At 59.9% G+C, this 26,978-nt stretch carries 17 protein-coding genes; 7 read left to right on the top strand and 10 right to left on the bottom strand.

Annotation, left to right across the window (positions count from 1 at the left end):
* Positions 1-12 precede the first annotated feature (12 nt).
* Positions 13-3,327, bottom strand: coding sequence for a carbamoyl-phosphate synthase large subunit (carB, locus tag HDF08_RS08105; protein ID WP_179637976.1), 3,315 nt, complete (start codon positions 3,325-3,327; stop codon positions 13-15).
* A 72-nt stretch (positions 3,328-3,399) separates the two neighbouring features.
* Positions 3,400-4,539, bottom strand: a complete 1,140-nt coding sequence (gene carA / locus HDF08_RS08100) for a glutamine-hydrolyzing carbamoyl-phosphate synthase small subunit (protein ID WP_179637975.1) — start codon at positions 4,537-4,539, stop codon at positions 3,400-3,402.
* Between the two features lie 77 nt (positions 4,540-4,616).
* Here carA and HDF08_RS08095 point away from each other — a divergent pair, with 77 nt between their 5' ends.
* Complete coding sequence (locus tag HDF08_RS08095) at positions 4,617-4,928, top strand: hypothetical protein (protein WP_179637974.1); 312 nt, start codon at positions 4,617-4,619, stop codon at positions 4,926-4,928.
* 25 nt (positions 4,929-4,953) lie between these two features.
* Here the strand turns inward: HDF08_RS08095 and HDF08_RS08090 are convergent, their stop codons facing one another.
* Positions 4,954-5,265, bottom strand: a complete 312-nt coding sequence (locus HDF08_RS08090) for a Rieske (2Fe-2S) protein (protein WP_179637973.1) — start codon at positions 5,263-5,265, stop codon at positions 4,954-4,956.
* 99 nt (positions 5,266-5,364) lie between these two features.
* On the opposite strand from HDF08_RS08090, the gene HDF08_RS08085 reads away from it, so the two are divergent.
* Positions 5,365-6,339 (top strand): alpha/beta hydrolase, encoded by a 975-nt coding sequence (locus HDF08_RS08085; protein ID WP_179637972.1) that lies wholly within the window; start codon positions 5,365-5,367, stop codon positions 6,337-6,339.
* A 56-nt stretch (positions 6,340-6,395) separates the two neighbouring features.
* Positions 6,396-6,794: a DoxX family protein gene (locus HDF08_RS08080; RefSeq protein WP_179637971.1), complete on the top strand. Its 399-nt coding sequence runs from the start codon at positions 6,396-6,398 to the stop codon at positions 6,792-6,794.
* A 285-nt stretch (positions 6,795-7,079) separates the two neighbouring features.
* Here the strand turns inward: HDF08_RS08080 and HDF08_RS08075 are convergent, their stop codons facing one another.
* From HDF08_RS08075 to HDF08_RS08060, 4 genes are all read right to left on the bottom strand, one after another.
* Positions 7,080-8,402, bottom strand: coding sequence for a DUF1501 domain-containing protein (locus HDF08_RS08075; RefSeq protein WP_179637970.1), 1,323 nt, complete (start codon positions 8,400-8,402; stop codon positions 7,080-7,082).
* Between the two features lie 128 nt (positions 8,403-8,530).
* The gene (locus HDF08_RS08070; RefSeq protein WP_257030917.1) at positions 8,531-10,774 is read right to left on the bottom strand and encodes a DUF1800 domain-containing protein; all 2,244 of its coding nucleotides are present in this window, start codon (positions 10,772-10,774) and stop codon (positions 8,531-8,533) included.
* 207 nt (positions 10,775-10,981) lie between these two features.
* On the bottom strand, positions 10,982-13,168 hold the full coding sequence (locus HDF08_RS08065; RefSeq protein WP_179637969.1) for an alpha-ketoacid dehydrogenase subunit alpha/beta: 2,187 nt from the start codon (positions 13,166-13,168) through the stop codon (positions 10,982-10,984).
* A 176-nt stretch (positions 13,169-13,344) separates the two neighbouring features.
* A complete protein-coding gene (locus HDF08_RS08060; RefSeq protein WP_257030916.1) occupies positions 13,345-15,654 on the bottom strand; it encodes a sodium-translocating pyrophosphatase in 2,310 nt (769 codons plus the stop codon).
* A 216-nt stretch (positions 15,655-15,870) separates the two neighbouring features.
* Between HDF08_RS08060 and HDF08_RS08055 the strand changes: the two genes are divergently transcribed.
* Positions 15,871-17,562, top strand: a complete 1,692-nt coding sequence (locus HDF08_RS08055) for a S8 family peptidase (protein ID WP_373563139.1) — start codon at positions 15,871-15,873, stop codon at positions 17,560-17,562.
* 191 nt (positions 17,563-17,753) lie between these two features.
* Here HDF08_RS08055 and HDF08_RS08050 read toward each other — a convergent pair whose 3' ends face one another.
* Complete coding sequence (locus HDF08_RS08050; protein WP_179637968.1) at positions 17,754-18,116, bottom strand: hypothetical protein; 363 nt, start codon at positions 18,114-18,116, stop codon at positions 17,754-17,756.
* 116 nt (positions 18,117-18,232) lie between these two features.
* Between HDF08_RS08050 and HDF08_RS08045 the strand changes: the two genes are divergently transcribed.
* A complete protein-coding gene (locus tag HDF08_RS08045; protein WP_179637967.1) occupies positions 18,233-19,165 on the top strand; it encodes a mechanosensitive ion channel family protein in 933 nt (310 codons plus the stop codon).
* Positions 19,166-19,269: 104 nt separating this feature from the next.
* Here the strand turns inward: HDF08_RS08045 and HDF08_RS08040 are convergent, their stop codons facing one another.
* Positions 19,270-21,492, bottom strand: a complete 2,223-nt coding sequence (locus HDF08_RS08040; RefSeq protein WP_179637966.1) for a thioredoxin domain-containing protein — start codon at positions 21,490-21,492, stop codon at positions 19,270-19,272.
* 486 nt (positions 21,493-21,978) lie between these two features.
* On the bottom strand, positions 21,979-24,126 hold the full coding sequence (locus HDF08_RS08035; protein WP_353068818.1) for a TolC family protein: 2,148 nt from the start codon (positions 24,124-24,126) through the stop codon (positions 21,979-21,981).
* 475 nt (positions 24,127-24,601) lie between these two features.
* Here HDF08_RS08035 and truA point away from each other — a divergent pair, with 475 nt between their 5' ends.
* Positions 24,602-25,465, top strand: coding sequence for a tRNA pseudouridine(38-40) synthase TruA (gene truA / locus HDF08_RS08030; RefSeq protein WP_179637965.1), 864 nt, complete (start codon positions 24,602-24,604; stop codon positions 25,463-25,465).
* Entirely contained in the window at positions 25,465-26,814 is a 1,350-nt protein-coding gene (locus HDF08_RS08025) for a M20/M25/M40 family metallo-hydrolase (RefSeq protein WP_179637964.1), read from the top strand. The genes truA and HDF08_RS08025 overlap by 1 nt, the downstream gene beginning before the upstream one ends.
* Positions 26,815-26,978: the final 164 nt, after the last annotated feature.

Genomic DNA, 26,978 nt, shown 5'->3' with positions numbered 1-26,978 from the left:
TTCCGGCGCCAGCTAATCCACAACAGCAACCGCTTTGACCTCGGCCGCAATTCTGTTCGCATGAAGCGTCTGGAGCGCAACCACACTCAACGTACCCTCCTGCAAAGCGGAGATACCCTCAGCCGCCGCCCGTGCCGCTGCCAGCGTCGTGATCGTCGGAACCCGCGCCATCACCGCCGCCCGTCGAATCGCCTTCTCATCGAAGAACGTATCCTGCCCATGGGGTGTATTCACAATCAGATGGATCCGGTCTCCCTTGATGAGATCGACCACATTCGGCCGCCCCTCCTTAACCTTGTAGACGCGCTCCGGCTGCAGTCCCGCCTGTTCCAGCACAAGCGCCGTACCATGCGTAGCCACCAGATGAAATCCCATCTCCACAAAATCCCGCGCCAGCGACACTGCGCCTTCCTTATCATGGTCGTTGACGCTGAGAAACACCGTCCCCTGCAACGGAAGCACCTGCCCCGCGGCGATCTGCGCCTTCGCAAACGCCTCGCCGAAGTTATCCGCGACCCCCATCACCTCGCCCGTAGACTTCATCTCCGGACCAAGCACTGTATCGACTCCAGGGAATTTGCCCCACGGAAACACCGGCGACTTCACAAAGTAGTGCGAACCCGTCTCCAGATCCTTACCGCTGGTTGTCTGCTCCGGCAACAACTCCTTCAACTTCCGCCCCACCATAATCCGCGAAGCAATCTTCGCCAGTGGAATCCCCGTCGCCTTCGAAACATAAGGCACCGTCCGCGAAGCCCGGGGATTTACCTCGATCACGAAGACAATCCCCCGCTGAATCGCGAACTGAATATTCACCAGTCCACGCACACTCAACGCCATCGCCAGTTTGCGTGTGTACTCACGAATCGTCCGCAGCACGTCATCATTCAGATCAACCGCTGGTAACACGCAGGAAGAGTCGCCGGAGTGAATCCCCGCCTCTTCGATGTGTTGCATGATCCCAGCAATCACGACATCGTCGCCATCGCACAGTGCATCCACATCACACTCCACGGCATCTTCCAAAAAGTGGTCGATCAACACCGGCCGCTCCTGCGAGTACTCAATCGCAGTCGACATATACCGCACAACTGCCTCATCGTCATAAGCGATCACCATCGCGCGTCCGCCCAACACATACGAGGGCCGCACCAACACCGGATAACCCACACGATTCGCGCCGGCAACAGCCTCTTCCACGCTTGTCGCCATCGCTCCTTCAGGCTGCGGAATCTTCAACTCCTCAATCAGTTTCCCAAACCGTTTGCGATCCTCCGCCAGGTCGATCGACTCCGGCGACGTCCCAATAATCGGCACGCCGGCCTTCTTCAGCGGCAGCGAAAGATTCAGAGGCGTCTGTCCGCCAAACTGCACGATCATCCCAATCTCCGCACCCGAAGAGGCCTCATGCTCGTACACTCCCAGAACATCCTCGAGCGTCAGCGGCTCGAAGTACAGCCTGTCACTTGTGTCATAGTCGGTCGACACCGTCTCCGGATTGCAGTTCACCATGATGGTCTCGTACCCATCCTCACGCAGCGCAAACGCAGCATGGCAGCAGCAATAGTCAAACTCAATTCCCTGCCCGATACGATTCGGCCCACTCCCCAGGATCAGAATCTTCTTCTTCTTCGTCGGTGCCGCTTCATCCTCTTCGTCGTAGCAGCTGTACAGATAAGGCGTGTAGCTCTCAAACTCGCCTGCACACGTATCTACCATCTTGTACACCGGCATCACGTTCAACTTCTTCCGCAACGCGCGCACTGCCGACGTGCCCTCCGCACCAGTCAAACCCCAACTCGCCGCCAGCCTCTCATCCGAGATCCCCATCCGCTTCGCCGCACGCAGCTGCTCCGCCGTCACCTCGGCCATCGGCACACCGCCAACCGCCTTGATCTCATCCGTAATCTGCTTTATTTGGTACAGGAACCAAGGGTCCATCGAGGTCATGCGAGCAACCTCACGCACCGTCATCCCGCGCTCAAACGCATACCGAATGTAGTTCAGCCGCTCCGGATGCGGAGTCACCAAACGCTGCGTCAACCGCCGCGGTTCAATATCATCCGCCGTCGCCTTCTTGCCCGTCTCCAGCGACCGCACCGCCTTCATCATCGCTTCCTTGAAGGTCCTGCCGATCGCCATCACCTCGCCAACCGACTTCATCTGCGGCCCCAGCACCTCATCCGCACCAGGAAACTTTTCAAACTGCCACTTCGGAATCTTCACCACAACATAATCAATGGTCGGCTCAAAGCAAGCAGGCGTAGCCTTCGTGATGTCGTTCTGAATCTCATCGAGCGTATATCCCACCGCCAGCCGCGCTGCAATCTTCGCAATCGGAAAGCCCGTAGCCTTACTCGCCAGCGCCGACGAACGCGACACCCGCGGATTCATCTCAATCACCGTCATACGCCCGTTCAGCGGATTCACCGCGAACTGCACATTGCTCCCGCCCGTCTCCACGCCAATCTCGCGAATCACGCGAATAGCCGCATCCCGCATCACCTGGTACTCGCGATCGGTCAGCGTCTGCGCTGGTGCTACCGTAATCGAATCGCCCGTATGCACGCCCATCGGATCGAAGTTCTCAATCGAGCAGATGATGATGACGTTGTCCTTCAGGTCCCGCACCACCTCCAACTCATACTCCTTCCAACCCAGCACACTCTCTTCGAGCAGACACTCATGCACCGGCGAAAGATCCAACCCGCGCGAAAGAATCTCCATCAACTCTTCGCGGTTGTAAGCAATTCCCCCACCCGAACCGCCCAGCGTAAACGAAGGCCGAATCACCACCGGAAATCCGATCTTCGTCGCAAACTCCAACCCGTCGCGGATGTTATTGATCAACGCAGACCGCGGCATATCCAGCCCGATCTTCGTCATCGCGTCCTTGAACAGCAGTCGATCCTCAGCCTTCTTGATCGCCTCCAGCTTCGCGCCGATCAACTCGATACCAAGCTTGTCCAACACACCAGAATCCGCCAGATCCACCGCAAGATTCAGCGCCGTCTGCCCACCCACCGTAGGCAATACTGCAAACGTCCCCTTGCCTCCAAGGCCATCCGGATCAAGCATCTCCTTCTCAACGCGAAGGATCTCCTCAAGATAAGCGGCATTCAGTGGCTCGATGTAAGTCCGATCCGCCACCTCAGGATCGGTCATGATCGACGCCGGGTTCGAGTTCACCAGCACCACCTCATACCCCTCGGCCTTCAGCGCCTTACAAGCCTGCGTCCCGGAGTAATCAAACTCCGCCGACTGCCCAATCACAATCGGCCCCGAGCCGATCACCAGAATCTTCGCAATGTCATTCCTGCGTGGCATGTCTTTTCTTCTTCCTCTTACCGATCTCTATGTGCCGAAAAAATGCGCGACCAAAGCCGCGCCATTTAATCTCTATTTTTTGAACTCTTCCATCATCTTCCGAAAATCCTTGAAGAGATAATGAGAGTCATGCGGCCCCGGACTCGCCTCCGGGTGATACTGCACGCTGAACATCGGGTCCGTCTTGTGCCTCAAACCGGCCAGAGTCTGATCGTTCAGATTCGTATGAGTCTTCTCAACATCGTTCGGCAGCGAATCAGGATCCACGTTGAAGTTATGATTCTGCGCCGTGATCTCTACCTTGCCCGTCTGGTGGTTCATGATCGGGTGATTCCCGCCGTGATGCCCAAACTTCAGCTTGTACGTCTTCCCGCCCAGAGCCAGCCCGAAGATCTGATGACCAAGACAGATTCCGAAGATCGGCTTTTTGCCCTGCAGCTCTCGCACATTCTCGACCGCATACTCTAACGGCTCCGGATCACCCGGCCCATTTGAGAAGAAAACCCCATCCGGCTCCATCGCCAACACATCCGCAGCCGAGGTCTTCGCCGGAACCACCGTCACCCGGCAGTTCTCCCGCGTCAGCATCCGAAGAATATTCTCCTTGATCCCGAAGTCATACGCGACCACATGCATCTGCTTCGCATCTTCACCGCGCGCCGCAGTCAGCAGCGTATCGCCCGTCTGATTCTTCGGTTCATTCGCATCCCACTCATAAGCAACCTTCGTACTCACGACGCTCGCCAGGTCGGTGCCATCCATCTTGCGTATCGATCGCGCCTTCGCCACCAGCGCATCCACATCGAGATTCTCCCCCGACGCAATCACTCCACGCATCACACCATTCGCCCGCAAGTGCCGCACCACCGCCCGTGTATCGATCTCCGCGATCACCGGCACGCCATAGCGTTCCAGATACTCATCCGCCACCTGCGTCGAACGCCAATTCGAACTCATCGGCGAAAACTCGCGCGTCACCAAGCCCTCGATAAACGGCTTCTTCGACTCCGCATCACTCGGCGTAGTCCCATAGTTCCCAATATGTGGATTTGTCAAAACCACGATCTGACCCGCATAAGATGGATCTGTGAAGATCTCCTGATAGCCGGTCAGTGATGTATTGAAGACCACCTCGCCCGAGCATTCCGCCCGCGCGCCAAAACTCTTACCCCGAAACACGCGCCCATCTTCTAGCGCCAGTATTGCCTGCATTGCCTCTCCTGTCTGGAGTGGATTTAATAGATTCTATCAGCATTAACGCTGCAAAACGCTGACCGCAGGCAAATCCCTTGGCACGCAAAAAGACTCGGCACAATGGCCGAGCCCATTCACATTCTCAAACTCTACCGCTGGTGATGATGGTGATGCCGATGGCGATGGTGGCGTTGATGATGATCGTCTTGCGCGTTTGCTGGAACTACGGCCCCCACCAGAACGACAAAAGCGATGACGGCAAGAAATATACTACGCAACTTCATGATAAGAACTCCCTCTCTACCAGCCACTCCTTCGAATGGTCTGTCAGTAAGATGCAGCTTAGCCTGTCATCTTGTGGGTTGGAAACATCAATTCCCGAAATTTACGAAGTGTTCCAAGCTTGATTCCCCAAGATTCCCAAACGGAACGCTACTCAATATCCACCAGAACATCCTCCCCCTCCACACGCAGCGGAAACACCTCCACCCGCTCACCCGCTGGATACTCCGCCAACCCTGTCTTAGCGTTGAACGTCCAAGAGTGCCACGGGCAGACCACCGCCTCCCCCTCAACCCAGCCCTGCCCCAGCGGCCCCTGCCGATGGGGACAAACATTATCCAGCGCCGACAACTCCCCATTGACATTCGCCAGGCAAATTGCGACGCCCTCTACTTCGGCCTCCATCACCCGTCCCACCGGCGGAGCCTCCGCCACCCCACACAACCTTACCCACTGCGCCACTCGAAATCCTCCACTATCCCCATCTTAGATGGCTCGCACTCGCCAAAACGACTCAGCCACGTTACCCCGAATGCTAAAGTCGATACAGAAGCCCGACTCATGCCCCGCCCCACTCCAAAGCTCAGCCAGCGCACCCCGCCAATCACTGCCCAGCCTGAAGTCGTAAGCCCTCTCTGGCTCATCAAAGCCATCGCACTAACCATCATCGCGGCCCTCGTCTGCGGCTATCTCACTCTCTGTCTCCTCTTCTACCAGGGCCAGTGGCAGCTCGTCCTCCACCCCACGCGCACCTCGGCCGCTCCCGCCTCCATCGCCGGCATCCCCTACGAGCTCATCCGCTTCGGCCCGGACGAGTCCGCCACCCCGCAGCTCACCGGTTGGTGGATCCCCTCCTCCCCTAACGCCCGCTACGCCCACTCCACCATCCTCTTCCTCCCCGGCGCCGACGGCTCCCTGGCCAACTCCATCCCCATCCTCGCCAACCTCCACAACCTCGGTCTCAACGTCTTCGCCTTCGACTACCGCGGCTACGGCCAGAGCGCCACCACCCGCCCCAGCCAGCAAAACATGGCCCACGACGCCGACTCCGCGTGGCAGTACCTCACCAACTCCCGAGCCATCCCCGCCCAACAAATCATCCTCTACGGAACCGGCGTAGGAGCCTCCCTGGCCACCCAATTAGCCGCAAATCACACCACCATCCCCGCCTTGATTCTCGACGACCCCCACACTGACCTCCTCCCACAAGCCCAGCGTGACCCCCGCGCCCGTCTCCTCCCCGTCCGCCTCCTCTTTCACGAGCAGTTCCCCCTGGCCGCACCGCTCTCCACCCTGAAAACTCCCAAACTCCTCCTCTCCCCCAGCACTTCACCCAACCAAAGCTTTCGCACCGCCGCCGATCCCAAACTCACCGTAGAACTACCGTTCCCAGAGCTCCCCACCCCAGAACTCCCCTCACCCTCCGGCTCTCTCTACACTCAAAGCCTCACCCGATTTTTAGATCAATATCTAACCCACGATCTTTCACCCGCGCCAACCCAGCAACTCGTACCTTCCCCGGCACCCACCCATTAAGATCCAGTTCATCTTCACAACACCCCACGATACCCTCTTCCAAAAGGGATCTCTATATGACGAAATGGCTCAACAGTCTCCAGCCCACCGGTGCGCTCCTCATGCGACTCATCCTCGGTGTCTCCATGGCGATCCACGGCTACCACAAGGTCCTGCCGCTCTCTGCCCTGCACCACTACGCGCACTACGTCTCCACCCTCGGCCTGCCTTACTGGCTCGGATACGTCTCCGCCTACACCGAGTTCCTCGGCGGCATCCTCCTCATTCTGGGTCTTCTCACCCGCTTCGCCGCCTTTCTGGTCGCCACCAACATGTTGGTAGCCTTTGCCACCGTCGGAATCCATCAGGGCTTCGGCATCTACAACTACATCCTCGCCCTCGCTGCCCTGGCCATCATGCTGATCTTCTACGGAGCCGGAGCCATGGCCCTCGACCGCAAAATAGGCTTCGCCTGACTCGAAACCAGCAAGCGCAGAAAACCAAAAAAGTGCCGACCAAAAGGAGTGAAGGCTCCCGATACTCTGGGAGCCTTACATTGTGGTGGGGAGTTCTTTTGTTGCGGATATTGGAAGCCGGAACTGTGGGAACTGCAAGCCCGACTGTCGTGTGTTACATCCAATAAGACGCAGAATATAAAGAAAAGTTGCCGTGCTTTTTCCACTATTTTGTATCTTGCTGATTTTTACATTCCATAAACAGAAGAGTGACACAGTAGAGACATCCGCGCTCGTCAGGCTTCATCACCCCTGAGAGAAGTTCAAAAACTCACTCGGACTCACGCGCGATCCAGGGAACACAATCTCTAGATTCTTCGCCCCCAAAGTCTTATAAGCTGTTTCACCTAGCACCCGCCGGAAATCTGTTGTCACCGTCAGGTCCCGTCCTTCGTTCAGCTGTTCGTTAGCCAGCCCAGGCCACTTGCCATAAATTTTGCCGCCCTTCACCCTGCCACCCAGCACAAACATCACATTCGCATGACCGTGGTCGGTTCCGCCCGACCCATTCTGCCGAGCCGTCCGTCCAAACTCCGACATCGTCACCACCGTCACATTCTCAGCGTCGCTCCCCATGTCCTTCCAGAACGCCGCAATCGTATCCGAAAACTCCTTCAGCCGATTCGCCAGCTGCCCATTCACACTCCCCTGGTTCTGGTGCGTATCCCAGCCGCCCATATCCGAGAACGCCGCCTCCACCCCCAGGTTCGCCTTCATCAGTTGCGCCACCTGCTTCATGCTGTTGGCAAAAGGCGTATTCGGATACACCACTCCAGCTGCCGGCTGATACTTCGCCGGGTCCGCCGACTTCAGCATCTTCACCGCCTCGAACGTCTCCTGCCCAGTCCCATGCAGCACCGCATCCGTGCTCTCGTCATACATCGCCTGAAATGCGTTACTGATCGGTGAAGTCTGCGGTCCCTTCCCAGCTACCGAAAAATCCGCCAGATTACTCACCGCAATCGCCGGCACCCTCCCCTGCAGCGTTCGCGGCACCTGCGTCCCTAGCGCCACCGCACGAAACGCCGTAGGCTTCCCCGTCAGGACCTCCGTCTGCAACGCGCGATTCAACCACCCGTCCGTCGTAGCCTTCACGCCGGGTGTCCCGCACTCCATATAATCCTGCGCGTCAAAGTGCGAACGCGTCGTATCGGGCGAACCCGCCGCGTGAACAATCGCCAGATGCCCCTGGTCATAGAGCGGCTTGAACGCCGTCATCGCCGGATGCAGCCCAAAAGATCCATTCAGATCCAGAACATCCTTCTCCTGAATCGCAATCGAAGGCCGCATCGCATAGTAGTTCTTCTCCTTGTAAGGAACCACGACATTCAACCCATCCACCGCGCCCCGCTGAAACAGCACCACCAGCTTCTTCTTGTTCGCCGCCGCCGTAGTCACCTCAGCCAAAACGCTTCGCGACAAAAACGCCGGAATCGTCGAAGTCCCGATCAGCGCCAGCGCGCCGCCCTTCATAAATCCGCGCCGCGTCACCTGCCGCCGCGACGCATCGCGCCCATGAAGATCGCAACCCCAGTCGCTCTGATCCACCATACTCTTCATGCTCGCCATCTTAGACCCCTGTCCGCGTATCGCATCACGCCATCTGCATCTACAAACGCATTTACTTCGGAGAAGTTGCCAAATCGGAACAATTCCAACTCACGTGCACTCATTACACCGCACCTAAGACCACAACTCTACCGCCGCTGAAACTCCGGCGAACCAAGCAGCAACCCAGCCATCCCCGCCGCCTCACGGTCCAGCGGCGGCCTCACCTTTTGCTTCGGCGAAGAGATGTTCAACACCTGCGCCATCGGCTCCTGTTCATTCGCTCTGATCCCGAAGCTCTTCTCCGCCTGCTGCTGCGTCGTCTGATCCTGAAACTGTGCCAGCACCGTCTCCCTTGTTCGATCGCTCACCGCCTGCCCAAGCAGCGCGACCTCCAGCTTCTTCTCTTTCTCCGCAGCCGAATCTCCCGTCGCCACCAAACCCTGCGCCGAAGCCTCCCCCAGCATCCGTGCCCAATCCGTCTGCACTCCCCCAACCCGATCGTTACTCAACGACACCGCAAAGTTCAGCCGGTTCACCAGATCGCCCGAGTTCACCCACGGCTCCGCCATCCAGCTATAGCCATTCGGTGTCTGCATCCCATATAGCGGCATCCCCAGCTTCTCCAGCGCCTGATAAAGCGGAATCGCCGTCGTCACCTCAGCCCCGCTCGCCCGCACCGCAGACGCCACAAACTCCTCCGGCGTCTTTACCTTCGCACGGCGTACCTCCGGCGACCAGAACTCCGGCGAATCAAACATCGTCCGCAGCACCGTCTTGATGTCACCCCCGCTCACAACAAACGCCTTCGCCATCCTGTCCACCAACGCAGGCGGAGGAGTATCGCTCACAAACCGCACCGCCAGCTTCCTCGAAACAAACCGGGCCGTCGCCGGACTGGTCGCCAGCAGATGCAGCACCTCCAGCCCCTCTGCCTCACCCTTCTCTCCAATCTTCTTCCCGAGAACAGTCTTCGTCCCCGGCTCATGCCGCCGCTCTTCAAACCGATACGTACCACTCCGCGCTGGCTGATCGATCGTCCATCCCGTCAGCACCTCCGCCACCTCGGTCACATCCTGCTGCGTATACCCACGCCCGCAAGCCTTATCCAACATGCTCACCGGACGATCCGCGCTCACCTCGCACTGCACGCCCAGCGTATGCAACTCCATCAACTCCCGCGCATAGTTCTCATTCAATCCGCGGTCCTTCAGAGCCTGCTTCACCTGCGGGTTCTGCGCAAACTTCGCCAGCTTACCGCCATTCCTCGCCGCCAGCGAATCCGGCCCAATGCTCTGCCAATTATCCAAATACATCAACATCGCCGGACTCTTCGCCGTCGCCACCAGCAGGTCTTCAAACTTCCCCAGCGCACGCGGCCGAATCACATCCCGCTCATAGGCCGGCAGCAAAAACGGCTCATTCTGATTCTTCTTGATATACACATTGAAGTGATTCAGCCAGAAGTCAGTCATCACCGCCTCGAGCTGCCGTTCGCTGTAGATATCGCGCAGCATCCGCGACTCCAGCAACTCCGCGCCAATTATCCTCGGCGATCCCTGCAGCGATGCCAGCGTCTCCCGCTGCATCGGAGAGAGACCATCCGCTGCCGCAGCCATCTCACTATTGCTCAAACTCTTGCGAAACCTCACCAGTTCCTCCGGCGGCATCGCCAGAATCCGCTGCATCCTCTCATCCGGCGGCAGGTTGATCACCCGCACCGCATCCAGCCCCGAATAAAACTGCTCCTCATGCGTGGCCATCGCAGGAGTAGCGGGATCAACTCCATCCCCAGGCAGCGCCGCAGTACCCTTCATCTCCTCCGCACTCTTAGCCATCGAGCCGTCACTAGCCATACCACCCGCCGCCGGCACTCCATCCTCGCCGCCGCTGTTCTTCGCCGCCGCAGCCTGCTCCGCCTCTTTCTTCGCCTTCGCCGTCTTGTAAAACGCAATCTGATCCGCGTAGATCGCATGCTCTACGGGATCACTCGGCAATGGCTCATTCTTTGCAATCATCTGCCGCAACACCGCAGGACTCGGATAGCGCTGCATCAACTCCGTCTGCTCCATCTGCATCGCAGGAAACGCAGCCAGCCGCACCTCCAGCGCCGAATCGTCGATGCTCTGCGGATTCAGCTGCCGCTCGAACCACGCCTTCACCCCAATCTCTCGCACCGCCGCCACATCTCCCGGCCGCGGCCCAAACGTAAATCGGTTCAGCGCATGCAGCGCCCTCTGGTCACTCTCAATCTGCTTCACCGAAGGCTCTACCGCCCTCTTCGTAGCCGCAGCCGCCACCATTGGCTGCTCCACCATCAACACGCACAAAACACCCGAGAGCAAAACCCGCACTCCACCGACAAAAACTCCGGCTCTCTGTCCAGATCGCATCGCCACTCCTAACCATGCGCCGAAAAATTATGCAGCGCAGCCAACCGCAGAATTACACACTGCAATCAAAGACACCAAACCAACGCATCAGTTGCGCAATCTTTGTGTCTGACCAACGGGAAGACCCATGCACACCCCCAGCCAAGACCGGTATACACGTCACGAAGTGACCGCCCTCCGCGTAGGAGGCCCGTCCGGCAGGACGCTTTAGAACGCCGCCAGTTCCGCCATCGCCCGATACAAATCCTCCGGCTGCGGCAGAATCGCATCCTCCAGCAGCGGCTGATACGCGACAAACGTATCCATCGCCGCCACGCGCCTCACCGGAGCGTCAAGGTCATGAAACAGCTCATCCCCTATCCGCGCCGCGATCTCCGCGCCATACCCCCAGCTCAACATATCCTCATGCGCCACAATCACGCGGCTGGTCTTCCTCACGCTCTCCGCAATCGCCTCCCAGTCATAGGGAGTCAAACTCCGCAGATCGATCAGCTCCACATCCACACCCGTATCGCGATGCAGCTTCTGCGCCGCCTGCAGCGCCCGCGGCACTACCGCGCCATACGTCAGCACGGTCAGGTCCTTCCCCGGCCGCACAATCTTCGCCTTCCCAAACGGAATGCAGTAGTCCGGCCCCGGATAGGCCGCCCGCCCAAACGTCTCGCGATACAAACGCTTGTGCTCCAGAAACAACACCGGGTCATCGCAGCGAATCGCCGTCCGCAGCAACCCCAGCGCATCCAGCGCATTCGACGGCATCACCACCCGCACCCCCGGCGTATGTGTAAAGATGCTCTCACCCGACTGCGAGTGATAGATCGATCCACCCGTCAGGTACCCGCCAATCGGCACCCGCATCACCAGCGGGCAGCTGAAGTCGCCATTCGATCGCCACCGCACCAGCGACAGTTCATTCCGCATCTGGTGCATCGCCGGCCAGATGTAGTCGAAGAACTGAATCTCCACCACCGGCTTCATCCCGCGCACTGCCATCCCAATCGCACGGCCCGTAATATTCGCCTCAGCCAGCGGCGAGTTCCAGCAACGGTCACTGCCAAACTCCGTCTGCAATCCAGCCGTCAGCTTGAACACACCACCCTTGCCCTTGATCTTCCCCGCCCGCAGCGCACCATCGCGAGTCGCATCGGCCACATCTTCGCCAAACACCACCACCCGTTCATCCCGTCGCATCTCGTCCTTAAGGCAGCAGTTGATCAGGTCTGCCATCGTGCGCTCCGTAGCATCCGCAGTCGGCTTCGGCTCGGTCGCAAACCGCGCATCCTGCGAACTCAGGTCCTCCGAGTAAACATGCTTCGTAATCGAAGCCACCGCAGGCAGCGTAGCCATCACCGCGCGATCCGCCGCCCGCTGCACCTCTTCATCCACCTGTCGCTCCAGCTTGTTGATCGCATCGGCATCCAGAATCCCCTCGCGCAGCAGCCACATCTGCATCCGCGAGATCGGGTCCCGCGCAGCATCCGCATCCAGCTCCTCCACCGACCGATAAAGCCTCTCATCATCGCTCAACGAGTGCGAGTAAGGCCGAATCACATGCCCATGCACCAGTGCCGGTCCTTTCCCCGAACGGCAGTAAGCCACCGCCTCCACCATCGCCTTATAACTCGCAATCGGATCGGTCCCATCAATCTCAGCAAAGTGGAAGTTAGGAAAGTTCGCCACCAGCTTAGAGATATTTCCCCCCGGCGTATTCACCTCCACCGGTGTCGAGATCGCATACCCGTTGTCTTCGACCACATACAACACCGGCAGCTTCCCATTCGAGGCCGTATTTAACGACTCCCAGAACTCTCCCTGGCTCGTCGACCCCTCACCAATCGAAACATACACCACCTCATCACCATGAAACGTCACGTCCTTAAACTCGCGATAGTCCCCATCATGTTTCTTCGCCGCCTCAGGATGCGTCGTAAAAAATCTCCCCGCCTCCGCGCACCCAACCGCATGCAGGCACTGCGTAGCCGTCGACGAGGACGGCGAAACAATATTCAACTTCCTGCTCGACCAGTGCGAAGGCATCTGCCGTCCGCCGCTCGCCGTGTCATCCGCCGCACCCACCGCCTGCAGCAGTTGCTCCTCCACCGTATTACCCAGCGTCAGGCAGATCGCCCGATCCCGATAGTAAGGAAAGAACCAGTCATACCCCGGCTTCAGCGCCATCCCCGCCGCAACCAGCAAAGCCTCATGTCCAGCGCAAGAGATCTGAAAAAAAATCTTCTGCTGCCGCTTCAAAACAATCTCACGATCATCAGTACGCCGCGACAGGTACATCAGCCGATAAAACTCCACCAGCTGCTCCCGCGTCAGCAAGCTCTCCGTCGCGCCTCCCGCCGTCTTCTTGCTCTCCTGCACACCCGATCCAGACTGTCTTGCCATACACCCATCCTTTACATCGAAGAGCCATCGGAAATCCGCGGCTCATTGAACACTACCGACACAGATTGTACCGGGAAGCCACTACACTTGACTTCCCCGTCTCCCGCTTTCCACAGCTAAAACCCAGAAAAATGGGCAGCCCAAAGGCCACCCACCCATCAACACGCATCTCACCACTAAACAAACAAAGGCGCAAGCACCAGCGTAATCGTAGCCAGCAACTTAATCAGCACGTGCAAGCTAGGCCCAGCCGTGTCTTTAAACGGATCGCCCACCGTATCCCCCACCACCGCCGCCTTATGCGCCTCCGACTTCTTCCCGCCATACTGTCCCGTCTCGATAAACTTCTTCGCGTTATCCCAGGCCCCGCCGCCGTTGTTCATCAACATCGCCAGCAGCACACCCGAAATCGTACCCACCATCAGCAACCCAGCCACAGCCTCCGCTCCAGCCAGATTCACCGCAACGCCGCCAATCGCCGGCACCGGCAAGATCGTCCCGGGTGCATACAACGCAGAGCTGGCCTGGTAACTCGCACTCAAATGCCGGAAGATCAACCCCACCACCACCGGCAGCCCAACCACCAACACCCCGGGCAACACCATCTCCTTCAGCGCCGCACCGGTTACGATGTTCACGCACCGCGCATAGTCCGGCTTCGACGTACCGGCCATAATCCCATGATTCTCCTTGAACTGATTCCGGACATCCTGCACCACCATCTGCGCCGTCCGCCCCACCGCCTTGATGGCCATCGAGCTGAACAGATACGTCAGCGTCGCACCCAGCAGCGCACCAACAAACACCGGCACCTGCGCCAAATTGATATTGGTAAAGCTCCAACCCGCAGGCATATATCCACCTGCATTTGCCACCTTAGCAGTTACAATTACTTTAATCTCTTCCAGGTAAGCCGAAAACAAAAGAAACGCCGCCAGCGAAGCCGATCCCACCGCGTACCCCTTGGTCAGCGCTTTCGTCGTATTCCCCGCCGAATCCAGCTTGTCCGTCCGCTCACGAATCGAATCCGGTTGATCCGACATCTCGATAATCCCGCCTGCATTATCGGTGATCGGACCAAACGTATCCATCGCCAGAATGTAAGCAGCGCAGCTCAGCATCCCCATCGTAGCGATCGCCGTTCCGTAGATCCCCTTCGCATAGTCACTGATACCCGCAACTCCAGCCAGCCCCTGCACGCCAAAGTAGTAGCTCAGCAACAACGCAGCCGAGATCACCACCACCGGCATCGCCGGCGTCTCCATTCCCACGGCCAGCCCGCTGATGATGTTCGTCGCCGGTCCCGTCACCGAAGCCTCAACGATCGACCTTACCGGCCGAAACTTCGCCTCCGTGTAGTACTCCGTAATCCACACAAAGAGAAATGCCGTCACTAACCCAACCACGCCACACCCCAGCAGCCACAACGGCTGCACCTGCGGCCCATTCAACATCGTGTAAACCGCACCGGCAAATCCCGCCAGCGCCAGCGCCGATGTCACATAAAATCCCTTGTTCAGCGCGTGCATCGGATCCTCATCCTCGCGCGTGCTCACCACAAACACGCCGACAATGCTCGCAATCAAATTGATCGCAAGCACAATCAGCGGAAACAGAATCCCCTTCACGCCAAACACCGGATAAAGCGCCGCGCCCAGAATCATCGCGCCCACATTCTCCGCCGCAGTCGACTCAAATATATCCGCACCACGACCCGCGCAGTCACCAACATTGTCGCCCACCAGGTCCGCAATCACCGCTGGATTCCGCGGATCGTCCTCGGGAATCCCCGCCTCTACCTTCCCCACCAGGTCCGCACCCACATCCGCGGCCTTAGTATAAATTCCACCGCCAAGCTGTGCGAACAACGCCACCAGTGAAGCCCCGAACCCAAACCCCACCAGCTGATACGGCACAGCCTGCGGATGCTCCAACCCGCCAAAGAACAGGAACAGCACCCCGACACCCAGCAACGAGAGCGCCACCACCACCAGCCCTGTCACCGCCCCGCCGCGCAACGCCATCTGCAGCGCTTTATTCAAGCTAGTTCGCGCCGCCGAAGCCGTCCGTATGTTCGCCCGAATCGAGCAGTACATCCCCGTAAATCCCGCCAGCCCCGAGCACACCGCCCCCACCAGAAAGCTCACCACCGTCTTCAGCGCATAGGGCGAAGTCCGCGGCGACATCTTGTACCCCACGAAGACAACCACCGCCAGCACCAGCGCAATCGACCCGATCGTCTTATACTGCCTCCGCAAAAACGCCTCTGCCCCTTCACGAATCGCATTCGAAATCGCCTGCATCTCCACTGTCCCCGTATCGGAGGCGATTACGGCCCGCGCCAGCATCAGTGCAGCAACCAACGCCAGCACCCCAACCGTCAGGGCAATCCACAAATAGACTCGCCCGTCGCCGCCGTCCACAGACGCAGAGGACACAGGAACCTGCGACTGAACGGCCAACGCCAAAATACTTACTCCAACCATGCAAGGGTCTCCTTAGAACAAAAACTTTCTCTCCGCTTCACAAAGGCGCAATTAGAGCACGTGCGATCAAACAGGGTCAACGTATCCGCTAATCGAGCAGGATCAGTCAGATTTCACTCAATCGACAGACCAAAGTAATAGCACACAACCGGACTGGCACTAATGCAAATTCGCGCACAGCCGATTCATACCTCAGCACAACCACGAGGTGCCTCCGTGTTCGTCTTCCACAAAATCGCTTCACCAGAGCCAACTCCGCCAGAGGCTCGCACCCGTCACCTCCGCCGAAGTATCTCGCGCCTCGCCGCTCTCTTTCTCCCTCTTCTTCCACCCGCTGCCATAGCCCAGATCGACACCACCAGCATAGCTCCCCATCGCTACCTCGTCCTCTATCGCAACGCCACCATCCCCGGCGACGCCGAGGCCCACCTCCTCTCCGCCGGCACCCGCCTCACCCAGCGCAACGAGCACCTCGGCATCGCAGCCGTCCAGTCTCCCGCCTCACAGGACGACGCCACCACCCTCCGCCTCCTCGCAGCTCAACCCAATGTCAGTTACGTCCTCCACGACCGAATCGTCTCCGCTCTGCACATCCGCCTCAAGCCCATCGCACCAACCTCGAACGACAACAACGGAGCACAATCTCTCCCGTCAACCTCAACCATAGGTCGCCTTCCCACCCACGGCCCCATCACCACGGCGCCGCCCTCCACCCCAACGCCACCCCCCTCTACTCCGCCACCATCCCCAACCTACGACACCTACTACACCTCCACCCCCCAGGGATGGGCTGTCCAGCAGGTCGGCGGCTACGGAAACAACACCCCCGGCGCACCCGCGCACGGCCCCTGGGACACCACCATGGGCAAAGGCATCCGCATCGCAATCCTCGACAGCGGCGTCGATGCCACCCACCCCGACATCGCCCCCAACCTCGCCCTCAATCTCACCGAGGTCGACCAAAGCGCCTATCCCAGCGCCTGCGACGACGGCAGTCCACAGGATCAGCAAGGCCACGGCACATGGACCTCCTCCCTCGCCGCCGGAGCCATTGGTCCCGGCACCGGCAAGATCATCGGCGTAGCCCCCGCCGCCACCATCCTCAACATCAAAGTCCTCCAGCGGATGCCCATCTCCATCACCGGCGACACCAACCCCGCCGACCTGTGCGAAGCCGGCGAAGCCAGCGGGCTCCTCAGTTGGGTTATGAAAGGCATCGAAGACGCCGTCACCAACCGCGCCGATGTCATCTCCCTCTCCGTCGGCGCGGTAGCCGACCTGACCACGGGAGACGGAGCCGGCCTCCTCGCCGCATTCAACCAGATCACCTACGCCGCCGCCCAAGCCAACATTGTCCTCGTCTCCTCCGCCGGCAACGACGGCCTCGACCTCTCCAACCTTCGCTACGTCGAACTCCCCGCACAGTCTCGCGGCGTTCTCGCCATCGCCGCCTCCACCAACCCGGCCTGCGCGCAGAACACCACCCCCGGCGCCACCTGCACCCCCGGCCCCGTCTCGCTCGCCTACTACACCAACTATGGAGCTCCCCTCAACGCCCTCGCCGCACCGGGTGGCAGCTATCCGGACGGCCCCGATACCGGCGTCAGCGGTTGGATCCTGGGTGCCTGCAGCTCCGGCCTCCCCAACACAACCGACGGCCTCCCCGCCGACTCCGCCCACAGCTACGGCTGCTTCAACCTAGGCCACACCGCTTACGTTCAGGCCATGGGCACCAGCGCCTCAGCGCCCCTCGTCGCCGGAGTCGCCGCTCTTGTCCGCGCAGCCCACCCGGACTGGAGCGCCGCAACCGTAGTCACCGCAATGCGAAACTCAGCCGTCACCCTCCCCGGCCTCTCAATCCCCCTGGTCAACGCTGCAGCAGCTCTCTCCCTACCTACCGCACAATAAACTGTCCTGCCGGACGGGCCTCCTGCGCGGAGCGCGGCCACTTCGTGGCGTGTGTACCTTATTTGGGTGAGTCAGCAGTGTTGGGCTTCGCGTTGCTCAGCAGTCAGCTTCCGACCAACGGGAGGACCACGCGAAGCTTTAAAAAGGCGTGTGAACGCCCGCCCCACGCGCAGTGGGCCCGTCCGGCAGGACTAGCCCTTCATCCGCTCCTTCACGCTATGGGCCAGCTTCTCAATCTCATCCGCCTTCTTAATCACATCAACCGAAAGAATATTCTTGTTCGTCTTATCCACCTGCTGCTTCAGATCCGTCGCCAGCGCCAGCAGCTTATCCGTATCCGCCACCAACCGCTTCTGCCGCTCCGTGCTCCTAACCTCCTCCTGCTGCTCCGCACGACGCGAATCAATATTCGGACTCATATCGTCCGGCTGATGCCCCTGTCCCGGGAAGCGCTGTGGCGGCGGTGTAAACTGCTTAGGCTCTCCCCCGCTCACCCGTCCCGACACGCCCATCATCAACACCACCCCCATCATCGCCACTCGAAGCATCCGCATAGCACCCTCCCATCACGTCCCGTCGCCACCCCACATCCCCTGCCTGAATTGCATCTTACAAACACCTGACGCATTCTGTTCACAGTATTCTTTTTCGAAAGCGAGACGCCGTAATCATGCTCCTTCTGGTAGTTCCCCCGCAAGACGAGCGAATCCTCCAGGTCATCGAACGCGACTGGCACCAGGACATCATCCTCTTCCTGCAGAATAAGCTGCCCAAGATCGTCGTCGTCCTTCTGGTCCTCTTCGTCCTCCAGCGCGTCGTTCTCCTCTTCGTCAAAAAAATGCGTACCCGCGCCGACCACCAGGTGGGCAACTTCCACCGCGCCGCCCAGCTCCGCACCATAGCCTCCATCGTGCGTGCCACCTCCTACGGCGTCCTCGGCTTCATCGCCTTCCTGCAACTGCTCAACATCTTCGACATCCCCTACCAGCCCATCCTCGCCTCAGCCGGCATCGTTGGCGTCGGCATAGGCCTCGGCGCGCAGTCCATCTTCAAGGACATGCTCACCGGCATCTTCATCCTCATCGAGGACCAGTACAACGTAGGCGAAGTCGTCGCTCTCGCCGGACTCAAGGGCACCGTCGAAGATCTCTCCCTGCGCAGCACCCGCGTCCGCGATGCCGACGGCACCCTCTACATCATCCCCAACAGCCAGATCGCCAACGTCGCCAACTTCTCCCGCGACTACGCCGTCGCCACCCTTCCCGTCAGTGTGGACGCCAGCGCCAATCCCGACAAAGTCATTGCCGTCCTCACAGCCCTGGCCGAGCAGGTTCGCCAGGACTCAGCCTTCAAAGACATTGCCATCGCCGACCCGGTCGTCCTCGGTGTCGACAAGATCAACGGCCGCGAGGTCACCTATCCCATCCAGCTCCGTGTCCGCGCCAACCAGAGAGATGCCGTCCTCCGCGAACTGCGCCGCCGCATCATCCTCACCTTCGAAAAAGAGGGCATCCCGTTAGGCAACGACCCCGCGAACATGCTCATCCTCCGAGCGCCAAACCCAACAGGCCCACCCTTACAGCAGCCTCTAATAGGTAGCTAGCAAATCAATCCGACCAACGGGAGAATCACGCGAAGCGGTATACAAGTCACGAAGTGACCGCCTCGCGCGCAGCGAGCCAGTCCGGCAGGACAACCCTTACACCCTCACAAAGCCTTATTCATAGCCTCAATCAACTCATCCGCGGTAGAAACCGGAGGCAGGCAACCCTTGCCGCTACAAACCACCGCAAAGCTCCCCTCCCCCTCAAGCCCCGGCAGATGCGGCAGAGTCTCCGCCAGCGCCGGAGGCAGCGCCCCCAGCTGATCTCTCCGCAACCGGATCACGCTCTTATTCACTGCATACCGAGCCAGCGCCACCGCCTCAAGCCTCCTCGCCGCGGCATCATCCCCAATCACGCAAACCTCCACCGCCCGCACCACCATCCTCTGCAGCGCCAGCCCATAGCTCGCGGCATACAGCCCAAAGTGCTCCACCACGCCCGCAAAGATCTCGAGCGTCTCCAGAGCCTTCACCGCATAGTCCTCCCGCCCATTCAAAGCCTCCAGCCGCAGCAGCAACGCCGCTCCAACAGAGTTACCCGCAGGTGTAGGAGAGTCCTGCAACGGCTTCCTCCGCGTCACCAGAGCACCAAGCCGCGTCTCACCCTCCACAACACTCTCCGTATCGAAGAACGCGCACCCAACCGGATCATAGAACTTCAACAGCGCACTCTCCATAATCGCTTCGGCAGCCGTGTAGTACCGCATCTCCCCAGTCAGTTCCCACGCATCCAGCGCCGCATGCCCCAGGAACACATAGTCCTCAAGCACCCCAGCCACCCGCACTCCCTTCCCGCCTTGTTCGCCATAAGCGACCACATGCGCCACGCCAGCCTTGGCCTCCCACGCCTCCGCCAGCACCCGGTCCAGAGACTTCAGCGCAAACGCCCGCACCTCCGGCATATCCAGCACCCGCCCCGCCTCCAGGTACGCCGAGATCATCATCCCATTCCAGCCCACATAGATCGTCTTATCCACATAAGGAGTAGGCCGCCTCAGCCGCGCCGCATACAGCTTCTCCTTGGCAGCAGCCAGCCGCTCCTTCGCGACCTCCACCGTAATCCCATTCGCCTTTGCCACACCCTCCAGCGTCCCTCGAACATGCAGAACATTCTTCGCCGGGTTGTGGTGCATATCGCCGATCTCGCCAATATCGTAGTAAGCGCTCGCCACTGCCAGTTCCTCAGCAGTCAGCGCCTCAGCGGCCTCATCGCGCGTCCACGTAAAGTAGTCGCCGTCATCCTCGAGCGAAAAGTCCGCATCCTGCGAAGCATAAAACCCGCCGCGCTCCCGGTCGCTCAGCCACTCGTCGATCCACCCAATCATCTCCCGCGCCACCCGTGCCGCCTCCGGCTCCACAAACGTCTGGAACGCATGCACATAGTTTTTCAGCAGCTCGCTGTTGTCATACGACATCTTCTCGAAGTGCGGCACCACCCACCGCTCATCCACCGAGTAGCGATGAAATCCCCCCGCCAGATGGTCATAGATCCCACCCCTCGACATCTTCTGCAGCGTCACCATCGCCGCAGTCTTCGCCGCCTCGCTCACATTCTCCATCCCGCCGGCCGACACGCGCGACGCCACATCCAGCAGCAGATCGATCGCCCCCGAGTGAGGAAACTTCGGCTGTGACCCAAACCCGCCCGACCGCGAATCAAACTGCTTCAGCGCCGACCCCACCAGCTTCGCCACCAGCTCCGGCCCCGGATTCCCTGCCCTCCCCATAAACGATTCGTTATGCTCAATCGCCGCCATCACGCTTCCAGCCGACTCATTTACCTCATCCCGCCGATTCTGAAACGCCTCCGCCATCGTCAGCAGCACCCGCTGAAACCCCGGCCGTCCATGCTGATCCGCCGGCGGAAAATAAGTCCCCCCAAAGTAAGGCTTCCCCTCCGGAGTCAGAAACGCAGTCAACGGCCAACCACCCTGCCCGCTGATCGCAGACACCGCCGCCTGGTACCGCGTATCCACATCCGGCCGCTCATCCCGATCCACCTTCACCGCAACAAAGTGGTCGTTGATGATCTTCGCCGTAGCCGCACTCTCATACGACTCCCGATCCATCACATGACACCAGTGGCACCACACCGCGCCGATATCCAGCAGGATCGGCTTATCCTCTACCTTCGCCTTCTCGAACGCCGCCTCGCCCCACTCCTGCCACTCCACCGGCTGATGCATCGCCGACCGCAGATAAGCCGAAGCCGCACTCGCCAAAGAGTTCAAGTGCCCATCACCCTGCGCGTGAATCCCCGCCGCTTCCTCACTCGCCACCGGTTCGTTGCTCACAGTCGGATCGTTACTCGCCGCTTTATGACTCATAGACCTCCAGTCTAGTTCAAACGCGGTCCCCAACCTCATACCTTGTTCGTCATTCCGAACCTTTGGTTTGTCATTCCCGAAGGGAATCTGCGGTTGTCTTCCTACGCACCAATAGCAAATCCGCTTTAGCCTCTCATCACCCAAAAAAGCACCGTCATCTCGACCAAAGGGGTTGCTCGTCATCACGATCACGAACAGAGCCCGTCATTCTGAGCGCAGCGAAGAACCCCCTCATTTGCCTTTGCCTTGCCCGTTGCGTTTGCCTTTGCCGTTGCCTGCTCTTTTGTTTTTATTCCGCAGCGAAGCGGACGAATCCGCCGCTCGCACTCGCAAACAGCCGGGTGCCCCATCCATCGCGTTCTCTGCGATGGGTGGGAAAGCACAATGTTCGCCGCCCTGAAAGCCTGCTTTGTAGCAGTCTTGCACCCACTCAAAAACAAAAAGGGCCCGAGCCAAAGCCCGAGCCCTCCATCAAATCATCCCTTGCTACTGCTGCGGCGGAGCAGCACCAGGATTTACATCAATCGGCTTCGGCGGCTCAGGAGCCTTCGGAGCCGTCAGCCCAGGAATCACCGGCGTCGGCATTCCCGCGCCTCCAACCGCCTGCGCCGCAGCTTCGATACTGATCCCATAACGATCCAGAGTGTTCGCCAGAAGCTGGAACAGTTGCGCCCGGTCTCTCGCATACGCTGCCGTAGCGGAGATCAGGTTGTTCTCCCCCGTCGCCAGATTTCTGCCCTGCTGCAGCACATTCGCAGTGGTCGATGCTCCCAGCTTATACTTCTTCTGTTCCGCATCCAGGCTCTGCGCCGCGAAGTCTCTCGCCGCCTGCGCCGCCTGCACCTGCGCCCGGTCGTTGGTCAACGCATACTGCTGGTTCGTCACCTGAATCCGAATCAGCGTGTAAAGCTGCTGCAACCGCATCTGCGACTGCCGGTACTCCATCTGCGACCGCGCCTGATCCGCCTGCGCCTGCCGGTTCCGCAGCGGAATCGTCATGTTCACGCCAACACCCTTATCCGGAGCGTTGTTGTTGAACGTGTTCTGAAACACATCGCCATACCCAACCGAAGGAAACGTTCCAGGAGGATACTTGTTATTGGGCGGAGGAGCAGTGGAGTTGAAGTTGACGGCATTCGGGTTCTGAGCACCACCCAGAGCGCTCCCGCCATAGAACGCATACGCATCGACAATCGGCAGCAATCCATTCTTGAACGCCTTGATCGTGATCTCGTTATTCTTCATATTCAACACCGCCTGCTCAATCTGCGGGTTGTTCGCATACGCCTGCTTCACCAGATCCTCGACCTGCAGATCCTCCTCAGGCAATCGATCCAGCGCCACCCGGTCAGTCGGAATCACCGGAGCCTGCGACATCTGCGGATCGTTAAGATTCCGCAAAATCGCCTGCTTCATCAGCAGCTGCTGATACTCAAGGTTCGTCTTCGACGCCACCAGCGCCTGCTTGTCGCTCGCCACCGCGCTGTCTGAGTTCACCACATCCAGCGGCGCCAGCGTGCCAATCTCCAACTGCTTCCGGTTGTCCGAGGTCAGTTGCGACGACTGCGTCAGTTGACGCTCCTTCGCCTGCTCATCTTCATACGCGCTCACCAAAGCCCAGTAGATGTTCTCCACCTGATTTACCGTGTAGAGAAGCTGCTGACGAAACGCCGAGTCCGTAATCCGCCGGTCGTTCTTGGCCTGCAGGATAAACCGGCCATTCACGCCCCAGCCAAAACCCTGCAGCAGGTGCTGCGTCGCCGTCGCTTTGAAACTCGTCGTCAACGAAGGGCTGTAGTTGCTGAAAGGATTATCCGTCGTCACGCGCGTATTGTTGAACCCCACCGTCAACTGCGTGCCGGTAAGAAATCCCTGCGCATAGCCGAAGTTGTAAGTCGCCGTATCCGTCGTCAACACCGACAACCCACCGCTGAACAGCGTATTCAACTGCGGCTGCGTTGACGCCTCATACTCCAGCTGCCCCGTCAGCACCGGATCCAGATTCTCCGGAACCGGCCCGCCGCCGTTCGTGCTCACAACGATTCCACCTACACCGGTACCGCCGCCGCCCACGCCCTGCGACGTCGCTCCCGGTCCGCCGCCCGTCGTAATCGTCGTCGTCGTTCCGCCAATCGTATTCGTCAGCAGACCCGTCGAAACGCCGCGCAGTGAAGATCCCGCGCGTGCCCGCAGCAGATCTGTATCCGCAATATCAAGATTGATCCGCGAGATCGCAATATCGTAGTTATTCTGCAGAGCCAGCGTCACCGCATCCGCCAGGCTCAGATAGATCTTCCCATCCTTCAGCAAACTTCCCAGCGTCGTGTTCCCCATCTGGAAGGTCGGAACCTGAATCGCAGTATACGGAGCGATCGGATTCCAGATATGGCTCTTCGGCTTCGTATAGTCGCGGCTCGTATCGCGCAAAAACAACGGCTCGGTCGGCTTCGGATCAGGAGCCTGCGGCAATCCCGCCTGTCCCGTCGTGTCGTTGGCCACCGCTTGCGGCGCTGCCGGCCTGGTCGCACTGGTTGGGTTCGACTGCGTCTGCTCCTGCCCCAAGCTCGGCTGTGTGCACAGACTCATCAGCAGCAGTGCAATGCTCGCCGCCCCCTGCATATCCTTTAATCTCACGATTCGCTCTCCAACTCTTTCCTGAAGCTTCTCGACGCTCTACCGGCAACGCCCTACACCGGAATAATCAACTTCACCGAACTCCCGGTGACTCAACAGCTCTCCCAACCCCGCTCAACCACACGAGGGGTTCAGCCTCACAACCAGATTTTGCAATTCTTATTCAGACGCGCAGCACCTTCCCAACGACTCTTAAATGACAGCCACAGACATGCGAAGGCACCTATGCCACGACACTAGGAAAAATCCTGCTAACCCAAACACCGCTCTAACCATCAACGTTGTCGGGGTTCCAGCACAGATACGCACTCATCGCCCGCTTCGTTCCCAACATCTTCAGTAAAACTACATTCCCAAAAGTGAGTATCTGGATACGATACGGTAAGTATATCAACCCCCTGCCCTTACCAACAGCTGCTCTCGCCCGCGTCCTCTACTTCATCCCTCCCAACCGTGATACCGTCCAAAGCAGCCCATGCCGCACTGGAAGACCATCCTCACCTACGACGGAACCCCCTACAACGGCTGGCAGATCCAGCCCTCTCTCCCCACCGTTCAGGGAACCCTCGCCCAGGCCATCCATCGCGTCACCGGCGAAACCGTCCTCCCCCAGGGCTCCGGCCGCACCGACACCGGAGTCCACGCCCTCGGCCAGGTTGCCACCTTCTCGCTCTCCGTCCCCATCCCCGCCGCCAACCTCCATCGCGCCCTCAACCGAGCCCTCCCACCCAGCATCCGCATCCTCGCCATCGAAGCCGTCTCCGAAGATTTCCACGCCCGCCACAGCGCCCGCCGCAAAACCTACGAGTACCGCATCCTCCCCTCGTGCGACGACGAAGACCGCATCTGCTCCCCCATGCTTGCCCCCTACGTCTGGGCCTGCCGCCTTCCCCTCGAGCTCGCCGCCCTGCAACAAGCTGCCATCCACATCCTCGGCACCCACGACTTCACCTCCTTCGCCGCCGCCGACCCAGACCTCACCACCCGCACCAGATCATTAGAAGAAGCCGCAGTCACGCCAACGACTGACAGCACACCTTCTCCCATCCCAACCGACAACACCCGCACCATCTTCCACTCCGCTTGGCACCAACAAGAGGACCTCCTCATCTACCGAATCACCGGCTCAGGCTTCCTACACCATATGGTCCGCAACCTCGTCGGCACCTTCGTCGAAGCAGCCGCCAACCGCCTCCCCCCCGACGCCATTCCAAAGATCCTCGCCGCCCGCAACCGCTCCGCCGCCGGCCCCACCGCCCCCGCCCGCGGCCTCTTCCTCGTCGAGGTCTTATATACAGACGCCGAGATCACGCATACCGAAGCCGAGGCCAACTCCTGATGCCAGCCACAGCCGCATCGACGGCGAACGCCCAGCGCCGCATCTCTCGCCTTGCCACCCTCACCGCCGTCCACCGCGCCTTTCACTGGCTGCACCTCCACCAACCCCAACTGCGCCAGTGGCAGCTCGAGCTCGTCCGCATCCCCGCCCCACCCTTCGGCGAATCCGCCCGAGCCGCCTGGTTCCTCGAGCGCTTCCACCACCTCGGCCTCACCAACCTCCACCTCGACGACGCCGGCAACGCCCTCGCCGAACTCCAACCCGAAGCAGCATCCTCTCCTGCTCTAAATAACGACACCTCGATCGAAGCCGCTGACACTCTCCCTGACCACGGCACCGTAGACAAACCCTCATCGCCAGACAGCAGCCAACTCCAACCCTGCATCCTCCTCTCCGCCCACCTCGACACCGTCTTCCCCCCCAACACCCCCATCGACCTCACCGAAGAAAAAGACTCACCCCGCATCGCCGCCCCCGGCATCTGCGACAACGCCGCCGGCCTCACCGCCCTCCTCGCCATCGCCGCAGCCCTTCGCTTCGCCAACATCACGCCACCCATCCCCATCCTCTTCGCCGCCAACGTAGGTGAAGAGGGCGAAGGCGACCTCCGCGGCATGCGTCACCTCTTCGAGCGCGGCCCCTATCGCACCAGCATCGCCGCCGCCCTCATCCTCGAAGGCGGAGGAACCGCCGCCGCCATCAACCAAGCCCTCGGCAGCCTCCGCTTCCGCGTCACCGTCACCGGCCCCGGCGGCCACTCCTGGGCCGACGCAGGAACCCCAAACCCAATCCTCGTCCTCAGCAAAGCACTCACGGAGATCGCCGCCCTCAACCTCCCCACCGACCCCCTCACCACCCTCAACGTCGGCCACATCTCCGGCGGCACCTCCATCAACTCCATCCCCGAGTCCGCCTCCGCCCTCCTCGATCTCCGCTCCACCGACTCCACCCTACTCACCTCCACCGCCTCCCGCGTCCACCAGATCTTCGACGACATCGTCACCGCACAATCCACCACCACCGCACCACTAAAGCTCCACATCGAGACCATAGGAAACCGTCCCGCCGCCACCCTCCCCGACGACTCCCCCCTCCTCCACACCCTCCGCGCCGTCGACCGCCATCTCTCCCTCCGCACCGAGCTCCGCCTCGGCTCCACCGACGCCAACATCCCCCTCTCTCGCGGCATCCCCGCCCTCGCCCTCGGCAGCGGCGGCATAGGCGGAGGCATCCACACCCTTCAGGAGTGGTACGACCCCACCGGCCGCGAGACCGCCCTCCGCCGCATCCTCCTCACCCTCCTCGACACCACCCAACTCGTGGCCGAAGGCCTCCCTGGCAACAACTAGCATTTGTCTCAAGCCTTCTAAGCCTTTGCCGTCATCCTGACCTGAGCGAAGTCGAACCTACTCATCAATTTTTCTTAGCAACTTTGCAAAAACTACCGTGTTCCCACCGCAGACAGCACAAAAACTTTGCAAAGCACTAAAGAGATCAACCTTTGTGCCGATAT

It is taken from the genome of Tunturiibacter empetritectus (assembly GCF_013410875.1).
GTDB lineage: Bacteria > Acidobacteriota > Terriglobia > Terriglobales > Acidobacteriaceae > Edaphobacter > Edaphobacter empetritectus.
This window is presented reverse-complemented; position numbering and strand designations above follow the sequence as displayed.